Origin of the sequence: Streptomyces sp. NPDC057682 (genome assembly GCF_042799575.1) — a bacterium.
Classification (GTDB): domain Bacteria; phylum Actinomycetota; class Actinomycetes; order Streptomycetales; family Streptomycetaceae; genus Streptomyces.
Map to the genome: position 1 here is coordinate 105495 of NZ_JBHVIN010000003.1, position 19325 is coordinate 124819.

Annotated in this window: 12 protein-coding genes; 6 read left to right on the plus strand and 6 right to left on the minus strand. The window is 74.5% G+C overall.

Annotated elements, in window-relative coordinates:
* Positions 1 to 17 precede the first annotated feature (17 nt).
* Positions 18 to 824, minus strand: coding sequence for an alpha/beta fold hydrolase (locus ACFVDM_RS05750; RefSeq protein WP_383633763.1), 807 nt, complete (start codon positions 822 to 824; stop codon positions 18 to 20).
* A 61-nt stretch (positions 825 to 885) separates the two neighbouring features.
* Between ACFVDM_RS05750 and ACFVDM_RS05755 the strand changes: the two genes are divergently transcribed.
* Positions 886 to 1305: a MarR family winged helix-turn-helix transcriptional regulator gene (locus tag ACFVDM_RS05755; protein WP_383633765.1), complete on the plus strand. Its 420-nt coding sequence runs from the start codon at positions 886 to 888 to the stop codon at positions 1303 to 1305.
* A 246-nt stretch (positions 1306 to 1551) separates the two neighbouring features.
* Positions 1552 to 4107, plus strand: coding sequence for a phosphatidylinositol-specific phospholipase C domain-containing protein (locus tag ACFVDM_RS05760; protein ID WP_383633767.1), 2556 nt, complete (start codon positions 1552 to 1554; stop codon positions 4105 to 4107).
* Positions 4108 to 4222: 115 nt separating this feature from the next.
* Here ACFVDM_RS05760 and ACFVDM_RS05765 read toward each other — a convergent pair whose 3' ends face one another.
* A complete protein-coding gene (locus ACFVDM_RS05765) occupies positions 4223 to 5236 on the minus strand; it encodes a GlxA family transcriptional regulator (protein WP_383633769.1) in 1014 nt (337 codons plus the stop codon).
* Positions 5237 to 5326: 90 nt separating this feature from the next.
* Here ACFVDM_RS05765 and ACFVDM_RS05770 point away from each other — a divergent pair, with 90 nt between their 5' ends.
* The gene (locus tag ACFVDM_RS05770; protein WP_383633771.1) at positions 5327 to 5965 is read left to right on the plus strand and encodes an HD domain-containing protein; all 639 of its coding nucleotides are present in this window, start codon (positions 5327 to 5329) and stop codon (positions 5963 to 5965) included.
* A 23-nt stretch (positions 5966 to 5988) separates the two neighbouring features.
* Here the strand turns inward: ACFVDM_RS05770 and ACFVDM_RS05775 are convergent, their stop codons facing one another.
* From ACFVDM_RS05775 to ACFVDM_RS05790, 4 genes are all read right to left on the minus strand, one after another.
* Positions 5989 to 6510: a hypothetical protein gene (locus tag ACFVDM_RS05775; protein WP_383633773.1), complete on the minus strand. Its 522-nt coding sequence runs from the start codon at positions 6508 to 6510 to the stop codon at positions 5989 to 5991.
* A gap of 69 nt (positions 6511 to 6579) precedes the next feature.
* Complete coding sequence (locus tag ACFVDM_RS05780; RefSeq protein WP_383633775.1) at positions 6580 to 7467, minus strand: ABC transporter permease; 888 nt, start codon at positions 7465 to 7467, stop codon at positions 6580 to 6582.
* Complete coding sequence (locus ACFVDM_RS05785) at positions 7464 to 8078, minus strand: ABC transporter ATP-binding protein (RefSeq protein ID WP_383634446.1); 615 nt, start codon at positions 8076 to 8078, stop codon at positions 7464 to 7466. The genes ACFVDM_RS05780 and ACFVDM_RS05785 overlap by 4 nt, the downstream gene beginning before the upstream one ends.
* A 35-nt stretch (positions 8079 to 8113) precedes the next feature.
* Complete coding sequence (locus ACFVDM_RS05790; RefSeq protein ID WP_383633777.1) at positions 8114 to 9493, minus strand: hypothetical protein; 1380 nt, start codon at positions 9491 to 9493, stop codon at positions 8114 to 8116.
* Between the two features lie 635 nt (positions 9494 to 10128).
* Between ACFVDM_RS05790 and ACFVDM_RS05795 the strand changes: the two genes are divergently transcribed.
* From ACFVDM_RS05795 to ACFVDM_RS05805, 3 genes are all read left to right on the plus strand, one after another.
* Positions 10129 to 11295 carry an SDR family oxidoreductase gene (locus ACFVDM_RS05795; RefSeq protein ID WP_383633779.1) on the plus strand — a complete coding sequence of 389 codons (1167 nt, stop codon included), beginning with the start codon at positions 10129 to 10131 and terminating at the stop codon, positions 11293 to 11295.
* Positions 11296 to 11355: 60 nt separating this feature from the next.
* A complete protein-coding gene (locus tag ACFVDM_RS05800) occupies positions 11356 to 12939 on the plus strand; it encodes a PfaD family polyunsaturated fatty acid/polyketide biosynthesis protein (RefSeq protein ID WP_383633781.1) in 1584 nt (527 codons plus the stop codon).
* Positions 12940 to 13007: 68 nt separating this feature from the next.
* A complete protein-coding gene (locus ACFVDM_RS05805; RefSeq protein ID WP_383633783.1) occupies positions 13008 to 19259 on the plus strand; it encodes an SDR family NAD(P)-dependent oxidoreductase in 6252 nt (2083 codons plus the stop codon).
* The last annotated feature ends 66 nt before the right edge of the window (positions 19260 to 19325 follow it).

The window sequence follows — 19325 nt, forward strand, 5'->3', positions numbered from 1 at the left end:
AGGGACGTCCGATCGCGTCAGCCCCTGGCCGCCGGGGCGTCGGGGCGGTCGGCGGTCTCGTCCAGGAAGGCGTCGATCAGGGCGAACGTGGCAGCCGGCCGTTCGATCTGCGGGAGGTGACCCGCCTCGGGGACCACCGCGAACCGCCCGTCGCCGAAGGCGTCCGCGTACGCCGCTCCGTAGGCGGGGGTGACGACGCGGTCGGCCTCGCCCCAGAGGACGAGGGCGGGGAGATCGACACGTCCCAGGCGGTCCCGCAGCGCCGGATCGTGCATGGCGGGCTCACCGGCGAGAACGCGCATGGTCTCCATGTTGGCCCGCCTGCGTGCCAGCTCCCCGGCCGGGGTGTCGGCGGGGTCGAGGTAGTAGCGGTCCGGGTCGTACCAGGAGTGCTCCGCGACGCCCCGGGCGTCCAGGGCGAAGAAGTCGACGACGGGTTCCTCGGGGACGTGGATGCCGACGGCGTCGATCAGGACGAGTCCGGTGACGAGGCCGTCGTTGTCCTGGAGGGCCATTTCCGCGGCCGTCCAGCCTCCGAGCGACGAGCCGACCACGAGGACGTCCCGCAGATCGCGGTCGCGCAGCAGGCTCAGGTACACATGGGCGAGGCCGCCGATGGTCGTGAGGGTGTCGGGGCGGGGTGTGCCCTCCCAGCCGGGGTGCACGGGGGTGAGCGTGTGGGTGGTACGCGAGAGGTGCCGGGCGAGGCCGGCGACCGTGGCGGGTCCTCCGCCGCCGTGGAGGACGAGGACCGGTCGGCCGGTGCCTGCCTCGTCCGGGACGAGGGACAGGGCCGTTTGGGTGTGCGCTGCGGTGAGGGGCATGACCACACTGTAACTAAACATCTTTATATAAGCTAGCTTGGTTATGGCGTAGACTCGGCCCATGCACAGTGAGCCGCAAGAACTCGGCAGGGCCGTCAAGCAGGTGCAGTACCGGCAGCACCGGGCTCTGGACCGCGCCCTGGGCGGCATCGGCACCACGCTGGCGCAGTGGGACGCGCTGCGGGCGATCGGCCGCTCCCCCGGGGCGTCAGCGCGCGAGCTGGCCGCGGCGACGTTCCAGACGGAGCAGGCGTTCGGCACGCTGATCGGCCGCCTCACGGCGCCCGGCCTCGTCGAACGGCGGCCGGGGCACGGCCGGCGCATCGAGCACCATCTCACCCCGGCCGGCGAACGGCTCCTGGCCGCCGGGCACAAGGTCGCCGACACCGTGCTCGCCGCGCACTTCGCCGTCCTGCCGGACGAGGACCGGACGGCACTGCTCGGCCTCCTGCGCCGCCTCGCCGCACAGCCGGAGGCATGAACCGGTAGCGGGCAAGAGGCCGTTCCGCGTCCATTCGTTCCGAGGGCTCGACAAGTAACCGCGTACAGGCTTCAGTTGACGAATCAAGCGCCGTGGGCGGTGTTAGCCGCGCGTTATCGAAACGTCAGCACGGCACGCGACGCTCTCCCCACAGACGGCATGTTCCCGACGCGTCCGACGCGTCCCGTCGATTCGGCATCGGCCCGAACGGCCGGACATGCGCGCCCACTCTTCTGGAGACCTCGCGTGAGACATCATCCGACGGAGACCTACGGCCGGCGAAGAATAGCCGCCGTCCTCTCCACACTCATCGCCCTGGCCGGAATTCTCACCGCCCTGAGTCCGGGAATGGCCCATGCCCTGGACGACGACACGGACAACCCGGCCTACCGGTCGATCGGAAAGACACACAATCCCGACTGGATGCGGGGCATCGGTGACGCGACGCCGCTCGGCTGGCTCTCCGTTCCCGGAACGCACGAGACGCTGTCAATCCGCGGCGGCGACATGACGTACACCCAGCAGAACGGCGGTCCCAGCGCCGAGACGCTCGCCGGCCAGCTCCAGGCCGGCATCCGCTCCATCGACATCCGTGTGCGGGTGATCGGCGGCAGTTTCACGATCCATCACAGCAAGGTCTACCAGGACGCGAACTTCGCCGACGTCCTCAGGGTGCTCGCCGACTTCCTCAGGGCGCACCCCCGCGAGACGGTGATGATGCATCTGCGGGCCGAGTGCGACAACAGCAGCGGTCCGTTGAGCGTGGACTGCAAGGACGATCCCACGTCCACCACCGACGCGGACCGCGTCGCCGTCTTCCGCAAGTACCTCACCGAGGACCCCAACGCCGCGTACTTCTGGGGACCTTCGGTCAGCGGGGACAAGCAGGCCGCCGTGCCGACGCTCGGGGACGTACGGGGGAAGATCGTCCTGGAGCGCTTCCGCAACGTGGGCGACGCCAGCGGCACGTACGGCCTCACCGGTGACAGCCTCCATATCCAGGACGACTACACCGTGCCGAACCTCCTCCCCGGGGCCATCAACGACAAGGTCGACAAGGTCGTCACCCATCTGAACGCCGCCAACGCGGACACGGACGCCCAGCACGTCTATGTGAACTACACCAGCGGGTCGAGCGGTGCCGCCTATCCGAAGGCCGTCGCGGACCGGGTCAACGAAAAGGTCCTGGGACCCCTCGGCAGCGTGGCGAACCGCACCGGTGAGGTGATGATGGACTATCCGGGCTACGCGATGATCGAGACGATCATCGCCGCGAACCGGCCCTGGGACGGCCCCGCCTGGAGCGTTCCGCGACTGGCCGTGATGCCGCTCGGGGACTCGATCACGCTCGGCGTGGGCAGCAGTACGCGGACCGGCTACCGTCCCGCGCTGGCGCAGAAGCTCGCCGGACACGCGAGCACCCTGGAGTTCGTGGGATCGCAGGTCGACGCCGACGGGGTGACGCGTCACGAGGGTCACTCCGGCTGGCGCATCGACGAGTTGCAGGCCAACATCGAGACCTGGCTCTTCGAGGCGAAGCCCAATGTCGTGACGCTGCACATCGGCACCAACGACATGAACCGCGACTACCAGGTGGCGACCGCGCCCCAGCGGCTGGCGACGCTCATCGACCAGATCCACACCGCCTCGCCCGACACCGCCGTCGTCGTCGCCTCCCTGGTGCCCGCCACGGACCCGGTGGTCCAGGCCCGGGTCGACGCGTACAACGCGGCCATTCCCGGCATCGTCTCGGACCGCGCCCAGCGCGGGTACAGGATCGCCCGCGTGAGCATGGGCGCGCTGACCACGGCCGACCTCAACGACAACCTGCACCCCAACAACGCCGGCTACACCAAGATGACGAACGCCTTCCTGCACGGGATCACGGCCGTCGCCGGGGCGGGCTGGATCAAGGAGACCGTCGAGGTCAAACCGGCGCCGCCCCGCAAGGCGTCCGCCTTCGGCGACTACGACGTGGACATCAACGGCGACGGACGGGCCGACTACCTGGTCCTGGACGACAACGGCGCCGTCCGGGCCTGGACCAACACGGCCAACCCCGCCACGGGCGCCGTGGAGTGGAACGACCAGGGCGTCATCGCCTCCGGCTCCAGCGCCTGGCGGGCCGACCAGGTCCGCTTCGCCGATGTCGGCGGGGACGCGCGCGCCGACTACCTGGTCGTGGATCCGTCCAACGGGGCCGTCCACGCCTTCCTCAACACCGGGGGCGACGGACGCGGCGGCTGGCAGGACATCGGCACCATCGCCACCGGGTCCAGCGGCTGGACCGGTGACCAGGTCCGCTTCGCCGACATCAACGCCGACGGACGCGCCGACTACCTCGTCGTCGGTGCCAACGGCGCCACCCGCGCCCTGCTCAACACCGCCGATGCCACCACCGGCGCCATCAAGTGGGCCGACCAGGGCGTCATCGCGTCCGGTTCGTCCGCCTGGACCGGCGACCAGGTCCGCTTCGCGGACATCGGCGGCGACGCGCGCGCCGACTACCTCGTCATCAGCCCAAACGGCGCCACCCACGCGTATGTGAACACCGGCGGCGACGGCCGCGGCGGCTGGTCGGACCAGGGCGTCGTCGCCACGGGTTCCTCCGGCTGGCTGGCCTCCCAGATCCGCTTCGCCGACATCGACGCCGACGGACGCGCCGACTATCTGGTCGTGGACGACAACGGCGCGATCCGCGCCTATCTCCACACGACGAACACGTCCGGCGCGCTCAAGTGGGCCGATCAGGGCGTCATCGCCACGGGGACCGGCTCCCCCGGCTTCCGCGTCCACATCTGAGACGGGTCCGGGTTCCGTCCGCACCCCTCACGCGCGTCTCGCCCCGTCGGGTCTCCGGCGGGGCGAGACGCGCGACGGGCGGAGGGCGCGCCGCGCCACGTCACGCCGCGCCATGTCACCGCCGGCGCGCGCCGGACGTGCGTGTCGTGGCGAAACGTGTGCGGTACTCGCTGGGGGTCGTGCCGAAGTGGCGGGCGAACGCCCGTCGGAGGGTCTCGTCGCTGCCGAGGCCACTGTGCCGGGCGGCCGACGTCACGCTGTGGCCGTCCAGCAGGAGCTGGGCCGCGCGGTCCAGGCGGACCCGTTCGACCCAGCGGCCGGGCGTGGTGCCGAGGCCCGCGCGGAACAGCCGGGCCAGATGGCGCGGGCTGACGGAGGCGGCCGCCGCCATCGCGGACAGGCCGTGGTCGCCCGCCGGGTCGGCGAGCACCGCGTCCGTGACGGTGCGCAGGACCGCCCCGGGCGGCGCGGGTGTCGCGAGGGCCGTGGAGAACTGGGACTGGCCGCCGGGCCGTTGGACGAACACCACGAGTTCGCGGGCGGCCGCGCGTGCCGCCTCCGCCCCGTGGTCGTCCTCGACGAGCGCGAGGGCCAGATCGATCCCGGCACTGATGCCGGCCGAGGTGAGGTAGCGGCCGTCGCGGATGTGCAGGGCGTCCGGCTCCACCCGGACCCGGGGGCAGCGGCGGGCGAGCACCGCCGCGTGCCGCCAGTGCGTCGTGGCGCGGCGCCCGTCGAGCAGACCGAGTGCGCCGAGGACGAAGGCACCGGTGCACACCGAGGCCACGCGCGCGGCCCGCCCGGCAAGCAGGGACGCCGCAGCCAGCAGTTCCTGGTCCGGGGGCGCCCCGGCGAGGACGTCGCCACCCGCGACGACGAGGGTGTCGACGGGTCCGGCATCGGCCGGCCGTACCGTACGGGCCAGGACGGGGCCCGAGGCGGTGGTGACGTCGCCGCCTCGCGGGGAGACCAGCACGGGAACATACGGACGGCCGAACGCCCCTGCCCGGTGCAGCACCTCCAGGGGGCCGCTGACGTCGAGCAGCGTCACCCCGTCGAACACCAGGAACGCGACGCGGTGCCCTTCCGCCGATGTCCGGATCTGTGGGTTGTGTGGCTCCAGGGACATGGCATCAGGGTACGTCCGGGAGCGAGGGTGGAGGGGTCGCCGGCCGTACCGGACACGGCCGGCCCCGGCAGGAGAGGCAGGGCCGTCGGCATGGGCGAGATCGTGGCAGGCGTACGGATCCCGGACAGCGCCCTGGCGCGCGAGGCGTCGGAACTGGTGCGGGACGCGGCATCACCGCTGCTCTACGACCACTCCCGGAGGGTGTTCCTCTTCGGGGCGCTGCGCGGGAGACGGCAGGGGCTCGCGTTCGATCCGGAGCTGCTGTACGTGGGGGCCCTCTTCCACGATCTCGGGCTCACCGAGCGGTATCGCCGTACCGACCAGCGCTTCGAGATCGACGGCGCGGACGAGGCGCGTGCGTTCCTGGTCCGGCACGGCATCGGCGGCGAGCGGGCCGACCGGGTGTGGACGGCGATCGCCCTGCACACGACCCCGCAGATCCCGCTGCACATGGCGCCCGAGATCGCCCTGGTCACCCGTGGGGTGGAGCTGGACGTCCTGGGGATCGGCTACGGAGCGGTCACGGACGAGGAGCGCGCCGCGGTCGTGGCAGCGCATCCGCGGCCCGACTTCAAGAACCGGATCCTGGCCGCGTTCACCGAGGGCATCCGGGACCGGCCCGGAACGGCCTTCGGCAATGTGAAGGCGGATGTCCTCGCGCACTTCGTGCCCGGTTTCGTACGCGAGGACTTCGTGGAGGTCATCAGGGCGTCCGCGTGGCCGGAGTAGGCCGCGCGCGGGCCGGCCCCCTGCTACCAGCCGGACTTCGCGCTGTCGTAGGCGGTGCGGCAGTCGGCGTTGGTGGCGTTGGCGGCCAGCTTCTCCATGGCGCTCCGCCAGATCCTCTTGGCCAGCTTCTCCAGGTCGCGGGTCTCGGCGGGCACGTTCGGGGAGTACTTCTTGAGCGCGGCCAGGGAGGACTTGGTGAACTTGTTGCAGACGGGGCCGGCCGCGCCGCGGTAGCGGGTGTCGAGGTCACCGGCGACGGCCGTGCCGTTGTTCGTGGCCCAGGTGTTCCAGGCGGCGCACGCCTTCTCGGTGAAGGCCTGCTGGTCGGCCTCGCTCAGCCCCAGGACCTCGCCGATCAGGGCGTTCTTGGCCTTGTCCGGGACGGTGAAGTCGACGACGGGGAACTTGTCCATGGTCTCCAGCAGGGCCTCCTGGCAGGCCGGCGGCAGGGCCGCGGCATGGGCCGGGGAGGGCGCGGCCAGCACGGAGACGGAGACGAGCGCCGCGGCGAGGACGGCACCGCGCGAGGTGTGCGAAAGAGTCATGACGGGTCAGCTCCATGTACGGGGGGTGGTGTCAGGACACCGCAGCGGCGCCCGACGGCTACAGAACGATCATTCGTGCGGCGAGGTCACGGCCGCCCCCGGGCCGGAGGTACGGGGGCGCTCGGGCGGGGTGGCCCGTCGCTGTTCCGGTTGCACCGCGGTCCGGGCCGGGGCCGGGATCCGGCCCGTTCTCCGGGCCGGCAGCGCGTCGCGGGTGCGTCTGCGGAAGACGAGGTAGCCGGCGCAGGACGCACCGGCCAGCCAGAGCAGTTGTACGGCCAGCCCCTGGCCGACGGGGGCGTCGGAGAAGGCGGCGGCCATGGCGGCCTGGACGGCTCCGTAGGTCGGCAGGAAGCGCACGACGGCACTGTCCGAACCGGAGCTGGAGAGCGGGTTCTGGAGGGCCACGTCGAGGATGCTGATCATCAGGATCGCGAACATGCCCTCGACCTCCCGGCGGAGCACAGAGCCGAGGACGACGCCGAGCGCCCCGTAGGTCAGGGCGGCGCAGAACAGTGCGACGGCCAGGGCGGCGGGCTGGTGCGGGGTCCAGGCGAACCCGGCCGCCGCGGTGGCGTACACGGCGACCGCCGAGCAGACCAGGGTGAGCGCGGTGAGTTTGGCGAGGACCAGGTGGTGGCGCGGGTAGCCGGCCATGGCGAGCCTGCGGTCGAAGGCGCCGCCGGTGAAGGTGGCCGCGAACATCATGAAGCCCGCGATCAGGGTGACCGCGTTCAGCGCGCCGGTGATCTGGGTGAGGTGGTTGCCCGGCGGGGAGAGGATCTCGCCGGTGGCCCGGAGCCGGAACGGGGCCGGGTGCCCCGGGATGGCCACATAGGCCAGCCCGATCCAGACCGGGATGTACACGACGACCAGGAGCATCGCGAACCGGTTGCGGGCGTGCCCGATGAGCGCGTAGCGGGACGCCGTGGTGAACAGGGACCAGTGCCGCCTCACGCGATCGCCTCCGTACGGGTGTGCTGCCGGTGCAGGCGTCCGTCCTCCAGGCGCCACAGCTGGTCGAGCCGGTCGATGTCGTAGGCGAGGTGCGAGACGACGAGGACGGAGCGGCCCGCGTCGCGCAGGGCCGTCGCCAGGTCCCAGAAGCGCAGATACGTTTCCCAGTCGAAGCCCTGGTAGGGCTCGTCCAGGAGCAGGACGTCGGGGTCGTGCATCAGGGCCAGCGTCAGGTTGAGTTTCTGGCGCGAACCGCCGCTGAGGCGTCCGGCCCGCTGGTCGAGGTAGGAGGTGAACCCCAGGATCTCCATCACCTCCTCGGCCCGGCCCAGGTCCGGGAGGGCGAACGCGCCGCGGAAGAAGTCGAGGTGCTGGCGGACGGTGAAGGCGTCGTCCAGGACCACGGCCTGCGGGCAGTAGCCGAACCGGCCGGCGTGGCGCACCGTGCCCCGGTCCGGGGCGAGTTCACCGGCGAGGATCTTGAGCAGGGTCGATTTCCCGGCCCCGTTCTCCCCGACGATCCCGGCGAGGGTGCCGGGGCGCAGTACCAGGTCGACGCCGCGCAGAACGGCGTGGGTGCCGTACGCGTGGTGCACGTCCGCGACGTCCAGCGCGGCGGTCCGTCGCGACGGGTCCGGTGCGGGGATCACCGGCATGCCACGCTCTCCTCCAGTTCCCGCACGGCCCGCTCCCAGAGCCCCGGCAGGGTGTCGGCGCCCGGCAGTCCGCTGTCGGCGACGACGGACACCTCGGCCCACTCGCCATAGAACGCGAGTCCGACCGCGCAGAGCTGGCCCGGGACGAACAGCGGCACCAGGACGGTGCCCGTCACCCGGGATTCGCCGAGGCCGCCCCGGTCGGCAAGGGGCATCGAGGTGGCCATGACGTGCGAGACGCGCGGGGAGAGGAGCCGGCGCATGTACCACGCGGTGGGCCCGGCGGGCATGTGGCGGACCAGGTCGCCGACGGCCCGGCGCCAGACGGCGCCCCGCAGTTTCCGGGTCACGGACATGACGGCGTCCAGCCGCCGCGCCCCCGCCGCTCCTCCGGGACGCGCGCCGCTCGGGCCGAGGGGCAGGTCCAGCGGCAGGGCGAAACAGCGGTTGCCCCAGATCTGTTCGTCCTCGGGGCGCCGGGCGTCGACGGGCAGCAGGGCCGTCGCCCGCGGCAGGGGCACGCCCTGCTCGTCCGCCCAGGTGCGCAACGCCCCGGCGAGCGCGGCGAGATGGGCGTCGTGCGCCGAACCGCCGCGAGCGGCGCCGATGCGGCGCAGGGTGTCGGCCGGGACGCGGGCCCGCCCGAACCGGCGTTCCCCGGTGGGCGTGTACGCGACCGCGAGGCGCCGTCCGGCGAAGGTGCGGGCCAGGAACCTCGCCGCGAGTCCGGTGGCCACGACGGCGCGGCGCGGGGCGGTGGCCCAGCCGCCCCGGGCGGGTACGGGGCGGCGGGAGGGCTCGCCGTCGCCGAGCAGCGCGCGGAAGGTCATGGCGGCGGCGCCGCCGTCCTGGGCGGCGTGGCGGAAGCGGTAGCAGAGGAGGTAGGCGTCCGGGGCGTGGCCGTGGATCAGCCACAGCCCCCAGTAGGCGTCGGGGGCGAACGGGGCGTTGAGCGCGGTGTGCAGGGCGGCGTCCGCGCCGTCGGGGCCGTCGGCGACGACCTCGTCCACGTGCCGGTCGGCGGCGAAGCCGGGGTCCGTCCGCCAGCGCGGCGGCCGGGCGTCCGTGATCCGGCTCGTGAGCAGCGGCAGGCGCGCGACGCGGTGCGCCACGTAGGCGCGGAGTTCCGCGAGGGTCGGGGGCGGGCCCGTGAGATCGACGACGCCGCCCCCGTCCCAGCGGATGTCGGGGCGGCCGCGTTCCAGGCCGAGGAAGGCGCGGTCCACGGGGTGGGTGGGCCTGTGGGGCGGCGGGACGGCCCGTTCGGGGCGGGGGGACGATCCTGTGGCGGCGTCCGGGCGGGGGGACGGGACGTGGGGCTCGGCGGGCGGGGGCGTCGCCGTCGTGGCGGACGTCTCGGGATCGGACACGGGTTCGCGGCTCCAATGCGTGGCGGACGGGCGGCAGGGGCGGCCGGAGGACGGTCCGCGCGGCGGACGGCTCGTGTTCCGTTTCCGCCCGGTTCCTCCGGTACAGCCCCTCAGGATGACCGCCCGTGCGCACGAACCGTCCCGGGCGCGTGCCGTACGCCGTGGTCCGTGTCCGCCCCGGGCGCGGGATCCCCGTCCCGGGGGCGCCGGGACGGATTCCCCCGAAGGGGGGATGCCCGTCGGGGCGTTGCCGGACGACGTGTCGCGCCCGGGGGTGACCGGCGCCTTCCGGGCCGGTGCGGAGCGTGTGCCGTACCGCTGTTGACGTGGGCGTCCGCCTCGTCATCCCTTCGGGTGAGCGGGCCGGACGAGGGGGTTTCGTCCTGTTCGCCGTCTGCCATTGTGTGCCGTGCGCCGGGATCAACGGGCCTCCGGGGCCGCGCAGATGGCGGTGCGACCGGGGAATCCGTGCGACGGCACGGTGCCGGTCGGTACGCGGTCCACGGGTCGCCCGGTGCACCACGTTCCGTTCCCCGCCGCCGTCCGCGGGTGCGGAGTCGGCCCGTCCGCCGCCCGCGTCCTCGTCACTCCCGCGTCCGGGTGCGGGCCCTTCCCCTTCCGAAGCCCTTGGAGCCATGGCCGTGCACGTCGCCCTCACCGGCGCCACCGGATTTCTCGGACTGCGCCTCCTGCGCGTGCTGCTCGACACGCACCGCTCACTGACCGTGCTGGCCCACGCGGGGTCGGGGGACGCCCTCCACCGCATCACCCGATTCTTCGAACTGACGGGCGCCCCGGCCGCGCTGACCGCGGAGCTCCCCTCACGGCTGCGCGTCGTGGAGACCGATCTCGCGCGTCCGCGGCTGGGCCTGACGGAGCGGGCCTTCCAGGAGCTGGCCGACACCGTCGGCACGCTCTGGCACAGCGCGGGCAGCATCAACCTCGAAGGGGATCTCCCCCAGCTGCGCCGGACCAATGTCGAGGGGACCCGGCAGGTGCTGGAGCTGGCCGCGGCGAGCCGGCTGCGTCCGCGCGTCATCCACGTGAGCACCGCCTTCGTCGCCGGGGCGCGGCGCGAGGGGGTGGCGTACGAGGACGAACTGGACGCGGACGACGGCTTCGAGAACGCGTACGAGCGCTCGAAGTACGAGGCGGAGCTGCTGGTGCGCGCCTGGTCCGGGCAGCACCGCCGCCCCGTGCTGGTCCTGCGGCCGAGCATCCTGGTCACCGACCGGCCGCCGCATCCCGAACTGCCCGCGCACCCGCTGCTGGTCGTCGAGCGGATCCTGCGGGACGCGCCCCGCGCCGCGGGTCATCCGCCCGTTCCGTACGGCGGCGCGCGGGCCGGCCGGCCGCGTGTGCGGCTGGTGGGGCACCCGGCATGCCGGCTGAACCTGCTCCAGGTGGAGCACGCGGCCGAGGTGATGGTGCGGCTGGCGGCGCGGACGCCGTCCGGCGGGGTCGACACGTATCACGTCGTGCACGACCGGGACGTTCCCGGACCGGTGGTCCTCGGTCTGCTGGAACGTCTCGCCCCGCTCGCGATCGATCTGGTCGACGCGGCACCGGACCCGCCGACGGCCCTGGAGGCGCTGCTGGGATCGTATCCGGGGATGACGGCGTACCTGTCGCACCGGCGGCGGTTCGACGACACGCGGGTCCGGTCCCTGCTGGGGGCCTCGGCCGTGTCCGCGCCGGTCGGTCCCGCCTATCTGTGGTCCGGTCTCGCGCCGCGCGCGGAGGGTGTCCCGGCACCGCCCGGCCCCCCGGCCGCCGGCGCCCGGTCCGCGCTCCGCCCCTGATTCCGCAGCCTCCCCCTTCCGTCGACCGCCCCGCGTCCCCTCTTGTGTTGGAGCCGTTCCGTGTCCGTCCTCGCCGCCTCCGGCTCCCCCGCCGCCCCGGCCCCGGCCTTCTCCCTCGACGGCATCGCCGCCCTCGCGCGGCGGATCCGGGAGCCCGTCCATGTCGTCAGCACGCCGGACGGCCGCGAGCGTGGGCTGGCGCTCGGTCCCTCGCCCGGCTTCCGGGTGCTCGGCACGCTGCCCCCGCTCTATCCCGAATGGCTGGGCGGCCGGACGTTCTGCGAGGCGCACGGGGTGCGGTTCCCCTATGTCGCGGGTGAGATGGCGAACGGGATCGCGACCACGTCCATGGTCGCGGCGATGGCCCGGTCGCGGATGCTCGGCTTCTTCGGCGCGGGCGGACTGGCGTACGCGGACGTGGAGCGGGCCGTGCACGGACTGGCACGGGAGCTGGAGGGCCGCGCGAACTGGGGCGTGAACCTGATCCACTCCCCGGCCGAACCCGCACTGGAAACGCGGGTCGCCGAACTCCTCGTGCGCTGCCGGGTGCCCCGGATCTCCGCGTCCGCCTTCATGGACCTGACCCCGGCCGTGGTGTGGTGCGCGGCCCGGGGCCTGCGGCGGGGGCCGGACGGGGACGTCGTACGGCCGACCAGGATCCTCGCGAAGGTGTCCCGGCCCGAGGTCGCCGAGCGGTTCCTCTCCCCCGCCCCGGCCGCCGTCCTGGACGCGCTGGTGGCCGAGGGGCGGCTGACCCGCGAGGAAGCGGATCTCGCGGCCCGGGTCCCGGTCGCCGAGGACCTGACCGTGGAGGCGGACAGCGGCGGCCACACGGACAACCGGCCGCTGTCGGTGCTGCTGCCGAGGATCACCGCGCTGCGGGACGCGCTCGGCCGGCGCTACGGCTACCGCAGGCCGGTCGGGATCGGTGCGGCGGGCGGCCTCGGCACTCCCGGCGCGGTGGCCGCCGCCTTCGCGCTCGGCGCCTCGTACGTCGTGACCGGGTCGGTGAACCAGACCGCCGTCGAGGCGGGTCTGTCCGACGAGGCCAAGGCGATGCTGTGCGAGGCGGACATCGCCGATGTGGCGATGGCCCCGGCGGCCGACATGTTCGAACTCGGGGTGAAGCTCCAGGTGCTGTCGCGCGGCACGATGTTCGCCCGGCGGGCCGGCCGGCTGTACGCCGCGTACCGGGACCACGCCTCGCTGGAGGAGATCCCGGCCGCCCTGCGCTCCGCGCTCGAACGCGAGGTGCTGCGCGCGTCGTTCGACGAGGTCTGGCAGCGCACCCGGGCGTTCTGGGAGCGGCGCGACCCCGCCGAGACCGCCCGTGCGGAGGCGGATCCGAAGCACCGGATGGCGCTGGTCTTCCGCTGGTACCTGGGCAGTTCCAGCCGGTGGGCGATCACCGGGGAGACGGCGCGGAGGACCGACTACCAGATCTGGTGCGGGCCGTCGATGGGCGCCTTCAACCAGTGGGTCGCGGGCACCCCGCTGGCCGCTCCCGCGCACCGGACCGTGGTGCGCATCGCCCTCCATCTGCTCGAAGGGGCGGCCGTGCTGACCCGCGCCCATCAGCTGCGGACCTACGGAGTCCCCTTGCCGTCCGACGCCTTCCGCCATGTGCCGTGCGAGCCGTCGTGAACGCCCGCCCCGGCGGCCCGCCCGCGCCCCCGCCCGTCCCGTCCCGGCCCGTACCCCGAGGAGAGCCCGTGTCCGCCGCCCCCGTTTCCCGGACCCCTGTCGCCGTCGTCGGTGTGGGCGCGCTGGTGCCCGGCGCGACGGACGCGGCGGGCTACTGGCGGATCATCTGCGGCGGGCGCGACCAGGTCACCGAGGTGCCGGCGTCGCGGTGGCGGTGGGAGGACCACTACGACCCGGATCCGGCCGCCCCCGACAAGACGTACGCGCGGCGCGGCGCCTTCCTGCCGGAGGTGGACTTCGACCCGATGGCCTACGGCGTACCGCCCACCGCCCTGGCATCGACCGATTCCTCGCAGCTCCTCGCGCTGATGGTCGCCGACCAGGTGCTGGCGGACGCCGGCGGCCCGGACCGGGTGGACCGCGACCGCACCGGCGTCGTCCTCGGCGCGGCGGCCCTGGAGCTGCTTCCGCACATGGTGGGGCGCACCCATCGTCCGATGTGGCACGCCGCGCTGCGGGAGCACGGGCTCGGTGAGGCCGAGGCGCACGCGGTGTGCGACCGCATCGCGGACCGTTTCTCCCCGTGGCGGGAGACGACGTTCCCCGGGCTGCTGGGCAATGTCGTCGCGGGCCGGGTCGCCAACCGCTTCGATCTGCACGGCATCAACCACACGGCGGACGCGGCGTGCGCCAGTTCGCTGGCGGCGCTGTCCACGGCCGTCGGTGAACTGGCGCTGGGCCGGGCCGATCTGGTGATCAGCGGGGGTGTGGACACCGGGAACGACGTCGGCATGTTCCTGTGCTTCTCCAAGACGCCCGCCCTGTCCCCGAGCGGTGACTGCCGGCCGTTCTCGGCCGACGCGGACGGCACCCTGCTCGGCGAAGCCGTCGTCATGTACGCGCTGAAGCGGCTGGCCGACGCGGAGCGGGACGGGGACCGGATCCACGCGGTGATCCGGGGCATCGGCACCTCGTCGGACGGCCGGAGCACGGCGATCTACGCCCCGCTGCCCGAGGGTCAGGCGCGGGCCCTGCGACGGGCCTACGAGGACGCGGGTTACGGTCCGCAGACGGTGGAGCTGGTCGAGGCGCACGGCACCGGCACGAAGGCCGGGGACACCGCCGAACTGGCCGCCCTGAAAGAGGTGTTCGGCGAGACGGGCCGTAACGACGGACCCTGGTGCGCCATCGGTTCGGTGAAGTCGCAGATCGGCCACACCAAGTGCGCGGCGGGGGCCGCGGGTCTCCTGAAGGCGGTGATGGCCCTGCACCACAAGGTGCTGCCGCCCACCGTCAAGGTGGACCGGCCGAATCCGGCGGCGGCCGTGCCGGGCGGCCCGTTCTACGTGAACACACGGGCCCGCCCGTGGGTGCGGCCCGCCGGGCATCCGCGTCGCGCCTCGGTGTCGAGCTTCGGATTCGGCGGCAGCAACTTCCACGTGACGCTGGAGGAGTACGTGCCCGCGTCCGGCACGGGACGCGCGGCGCCGCGCCATCGGGTGGCCCCGGACGAACTCGTGCTGTTCAGCGGCGCGTCCCCGGCGGATCTGGTCCTGCCGGCCGGGGCCGACGAGGACCGCCCCCTCGCGGCGCTCGCCCGGGCGAGCCAGGCGTCCTTCTCCCCCGCCGGCCGGCTGCGTCTGGCGATCGTGGCCACCGACACGGCGGACCTGCGGGAGAAGCACCGCCGGGCCCTGGCCCTCATCCGGAAGCGGCCCGAGGCCGCGTTCGGCATGCCGTCCGGCATCCGGTACGCGTACGGCGGGTCCGCACCCGGGCGCATCGGCTTCCTGTTCCCCGGCCAGGGGGCGCAGTACGTCGGGATGGGCGCCGATACGGCCATGCAGGTGCCGGCCGCCCAGGACGTCTGGGACCGGCTCGGCGGCGTCCGCTTCGAAGGCCGTGAGCTGCACCGGGTGGTGTTCCCGCCGCCCGCCTTCTCCGACGCCGAACGGGCCGGCCAAAGTGCGCTGCTGGCGGCCACGGAGTGGGCGCAGCCCGCGCTCGCCGTGCACGCGGTGGCGCTGCTGGAGGTGGTGCGGGAGCTGGGGCTGCGGCCGGACTGCGTGGCGGGGCACAGCTTCGGGGAGCTGGTGGCCCTGCACTGCGCGGGCGTGCTGGACGCCCCCGCGCTGGTGGGGCTGGCGCGGCGCCGGGGTGAGCTGATGCGGGACGCGGCCGTGACCCCGGGCGCGATGCTGGCGGTGGCCGCGGACCGCGAACATGTGGCGCGGGTGCTGGCCGGCGGCGCGTACGGCGCTCTCTGGGAGGCGAACCACAACGCGCCGCGCCAGGTGGTCCTTTCGGGCTCGGTCGAGGCGGTCGCACGCGCCGAGGAGGCCTTCGGCGCCGAGGGGGTGAGCACCCGGCGGCTCAACACGTCGACCGCCTTCCACAGCCCGCTCGTCGCATCCGCGGCCGAGCCGCTGGCCGCCTTTCTGCGGGAGGTGCCGCTCACGGAGCCCGGTATCGAGGTGTACGGGAACGCCGACGCGGCCCCGTACCCGGCGGACGCCGACGAGGTGCGGCGCCGGATCGCCGGCCATCTGGCCTCGCCGGTCCTCTTCCGGGACCAGATCGAGGCGATGTACGCACACGGTGTCCGGACCTTCGTGGAGGTCGGCGCGGGCCACGCGCTCAGCGGCCTGGTGGGACACATCCTCGGTGACCGCCCGCACGCAGCCGTCCCCCTGGACCGGCCCGGCCGGGCCGGTGGTCCGGCGGCGGCGCTCGGCGACCTCTCGGTGCTCGGTGTCCCGCTCCGGCTCGACGCGCTCTGGACGCCCTACGGCGCGTCCGGGCCGCCGGAGCCGGCGCGTGCGCCCCGGATGACCGTGAGGATCAGCGGCGGCAACCACACCGACCCCCTCCCCCCGCCCCGCGCCCCGTCGGCCGTGGCCGCCGCGCCCGAACCGGCCACGACGGAGCGGCACATGTCCACGGCCCCCACCGGCCCGCTTCCCGAACCCGACGGTGTGCCGGACCACCGGCCCCGGCCCCCGTACGTATCCGAGCCCGACCTCCAGGCGGCCCCCATGACCCCGTACGTCCCCACCCCCGCCGTCGCCCCCGACGACGCCCCGTGGCAGCCCGCGGCCGACGCGACGGCGGCGCCGTGTCCGCCGGTGTCCACGGACGTTCCCGGCCACGGCCCCGGTCTGTACACGGCGATCGACCGCATCCACCGGCAGACCGCGGAGGCCCATGCGGCCTGTCAGCGCATGCTGGTGGAGAGCCATGTGGCGTTCCTGCGGATGACCGAGACGAGTCTCTCGGCGCTGCTCGGGATGCCTGCTTCCGGGGAGTCGCCGCCCGTCCCGGCGCTGCCGGAACCGCTGCCGGACCTCCCGGCGGCGCTGCCCGACGTGCCGTACGCGTCGCTCGCGCCCGTGCCCGCGGTGCCGCCTCCGCTTCCGTCGGCCGCGCCTCCGCTGTCCCCGGTGTCTTCCGTGCCCCCGCCCGAGCCGGAGCCTTCCGCGCAGGTTCCGCTCGCGGTCCCGGACTCGGTTCCGGCCCCGTCGCCGGACGGCGGGGCGGTCCCGTCGGCCCTGTCGGTGCCGGAGCTGGAGGAGCTTCTGCTGTCGGTCGTGGCCCGGCTGACCGGCTACCCCTCCGACATGCTCACCCTGGACATGGAGCTGGAGGCGGATCTGGGGGTCGACTCGATCAAGCGCGTGGAGATCCTGTCGGCCGTGCGCCGGCGGGTGGGTGATCTGCCGGGCAGCGACTTCGGGCAGTTGGCCCGGCTCCGAACGCTGCGGGAGATCGTCGGCGCGATCACCGCGACCGGCCAGGAGTCCGGTACGGCTTCCTCGGACCCGGAGACGGGTCCGGCCGTTCCGGAGCCCCGCGGGGATCAGGCGCCCGTCGGCCTCGGCGCGGGGTCCGGCACCGGCGAGGGTGCCGGGTTTCGCGGCCCGGACGCGGACGGCCGGCTGCTGAGCACCGAGCACGAACGGCTCACGGGCACCGGGAGCGGCGCGGAGCAGGAGCCGGGATCCGGGCCGCCGGCCGTCCGGACGCCGGAGCCCGCGGGGCTGACCCGGCTGGTGCCCCGGATGGCCGTGGCTCCGGTCTCCGGACTGGCGACGGCCGGACTGTTCGACGGTCCGGTGGTGGTGACCGGGGAGGGCCCGGAGGGGTGCGGACTGGCCGGCCTCGTCGCCGCGAAGCTCGCCGGGCACGGTGTCAGGGCCACCGCCGCGGCCGAGGTGCCCGCGGAGGCGCGGGCCGTCGTCCACCTCGGCGCGCTCACCGCGTCCGGCGCGGCGGACGCCGCCGAGGAGGCGCGGGACGTGCACCGGTCGGCGCTGCGCGCGGCGCGGACGGTGGCGGCGCACGCGGCCGAGGACGCCGTGCTGTTCGTGGCGGTCCAGGACACCGGGGGCGACTTCGGTCTCGGCGGGCGCGCGGCCGGCCGCGCCTGGCTGGGCGGGGTGGCCGGGCTGGTGAGGACGGCGGCGAAGGAGTGGCCGGGGAGTTCCTGCCGGGTCATCGACTGCGAACGAGGCGACCGGACGGACGAGGAGGTCGCCGAGGCCGTCGTCCGGGAACTCCTCGACGGCGGGAGCGATCCGGAGGTCGGACTGCGGGCGGACGGGACGCGTGCCGTACCGCGTCTGGTGCCCCGCCCGCCGGAGTCCCGCGGCGACGGGGCCGGGGCCCTCACGTCCGGGTCGGTCGTCGTGGCCACCGGCGGCGGGCGCGGGGTGACCGCCGCGGCCCTGCTGGACCTGGCCAGGGCGTACCGTCCCAGGCTCGTGCTGGTCGGGCGGACCGATCCGGGCACCGGGCCCGACCCCTTCCCGTCCGCCTCCGACGCGGCGGCGCTCACCCGGCTGCTCGCGGAGCGCGCCGACGCGGATTCGGCGGCGTCCTCGCCCGCCCGGATCGCGGCGCGGGCGCGGGAGATCCTCGCGGCGCGCGAGGTGCGCGCCACGGTGGCGGCGCTGGAGGCGGCGGGTTCACCCGTGCGGTACGTGGTGGCGGACGCCCGGGACGCCGACGCCCTCGCCGAGGCGCTGGACGGTGTCCGGGCCGACTGGGGGCCGGTCACCGGCATCGTGCACGGGGCGGGGGTCCTGGCCGACAAGCGGATCGCCGACAAGAGCGACCCGCAGGCGGACCTCGTGATGTCGGCCAAGGTGGACGGTCTGCGGGCGCTGCTGGCGGCGACGGCGGACGATCCGCTGGAGCTGATCTGCCTGTTCTCGTCGGTGGCCGCCGTGTACGGCAACCCGGGCCAGGGCGACTACGCCATGGCCAACGAGATCCTGCACCAGGTGGCCTCGGCCGAGCAGGCGCGCCGCCCCGGCTGCCTGGTGCGGTCCGTGGCCTGGGGACCCTGGCGGGGCGGCATGGTCACCCCGTCGCTCGCGGCGCACTTCGGCCGCTCCGGGGTTCCGCTCATCCCGCTGGAGCGGGGGGCCGCCGCGTTCACGGCCGAACTGGGCGCGTCCCGTGACGAGGCGCGTGTCGTCCTCGTGGCCGGGGACGACCCGGCGGCGATGGCCCCGGCCGGGGAACCCGCCCCGGTGCAGGCACTGGTGCGCGCCGACGCGCTGCCGCAGCTCGCCGACCACGCACCGGCCGGTGTCCCGGTGCTGCCCGTGGCGATGGTCCTCAACTGGTTCGCGGGCGCGGCCGTTTCCTGGCTTCCGGCGCCCGGCGGCGGCCCCGTCGTCGTACGGGACCTGCGGGTGTACCGGACGCTGTCGCTGCCGGACCTGGAGGGACCGGGCCATCCCGTCACCGTCCGCGGCAGCCGGGGCGCACCGGGCGCACCCTCGGCGGTGGAGGCGGAGCTGCGGGCCGGGGAGGGCCCCGCGCACTTCCGCGCGGTCGTCGACGCCGGGGCCGATGCGCCCGCCCCCGGGGTGTGGGAGACGCCCGCCGGTCTGAAGCCGCTGGACACGCCGGATCCGTACGAGGGCACGGTCCTCTTCCACGGGGGCAGTTTCCACGCGCTGCGCGCGGTGGACGGCAGGTCCGAGCACGGGGCCGAGGCCGTGGTGGCGGGGGTGCGGGGGATGGACTGGGCGCCCCTGCACGGGCCGCTGGACGTGGCCGCCGTCGACGGTGCCCTCCAGCTCGCGCTGCTGTGGGCCGAGGGCACGCTCGGTGCGGGCACGCTGCCGATGGCGGTGGCCGAGTGCCGGGTGCACCGGCGCGGTCCGGTGGCCGCCGACGGCGTGCGGTGTGTCGTCCGCGGGCGGAAGACGCATGCGACGGGGGCGCGGTGCGACGCGGCGCTGATCGATGCCGACGGCGTGGTCCGGTTGGAACTGATCGGCGTCGAACTGGTCCGCGTCCCCTCCTGACGCGGTGACCGGGGCGGCGGGCACGTCCCGTGCCCGCCGCCCCTGCCGTCCCTCCCCCTCCCCCGT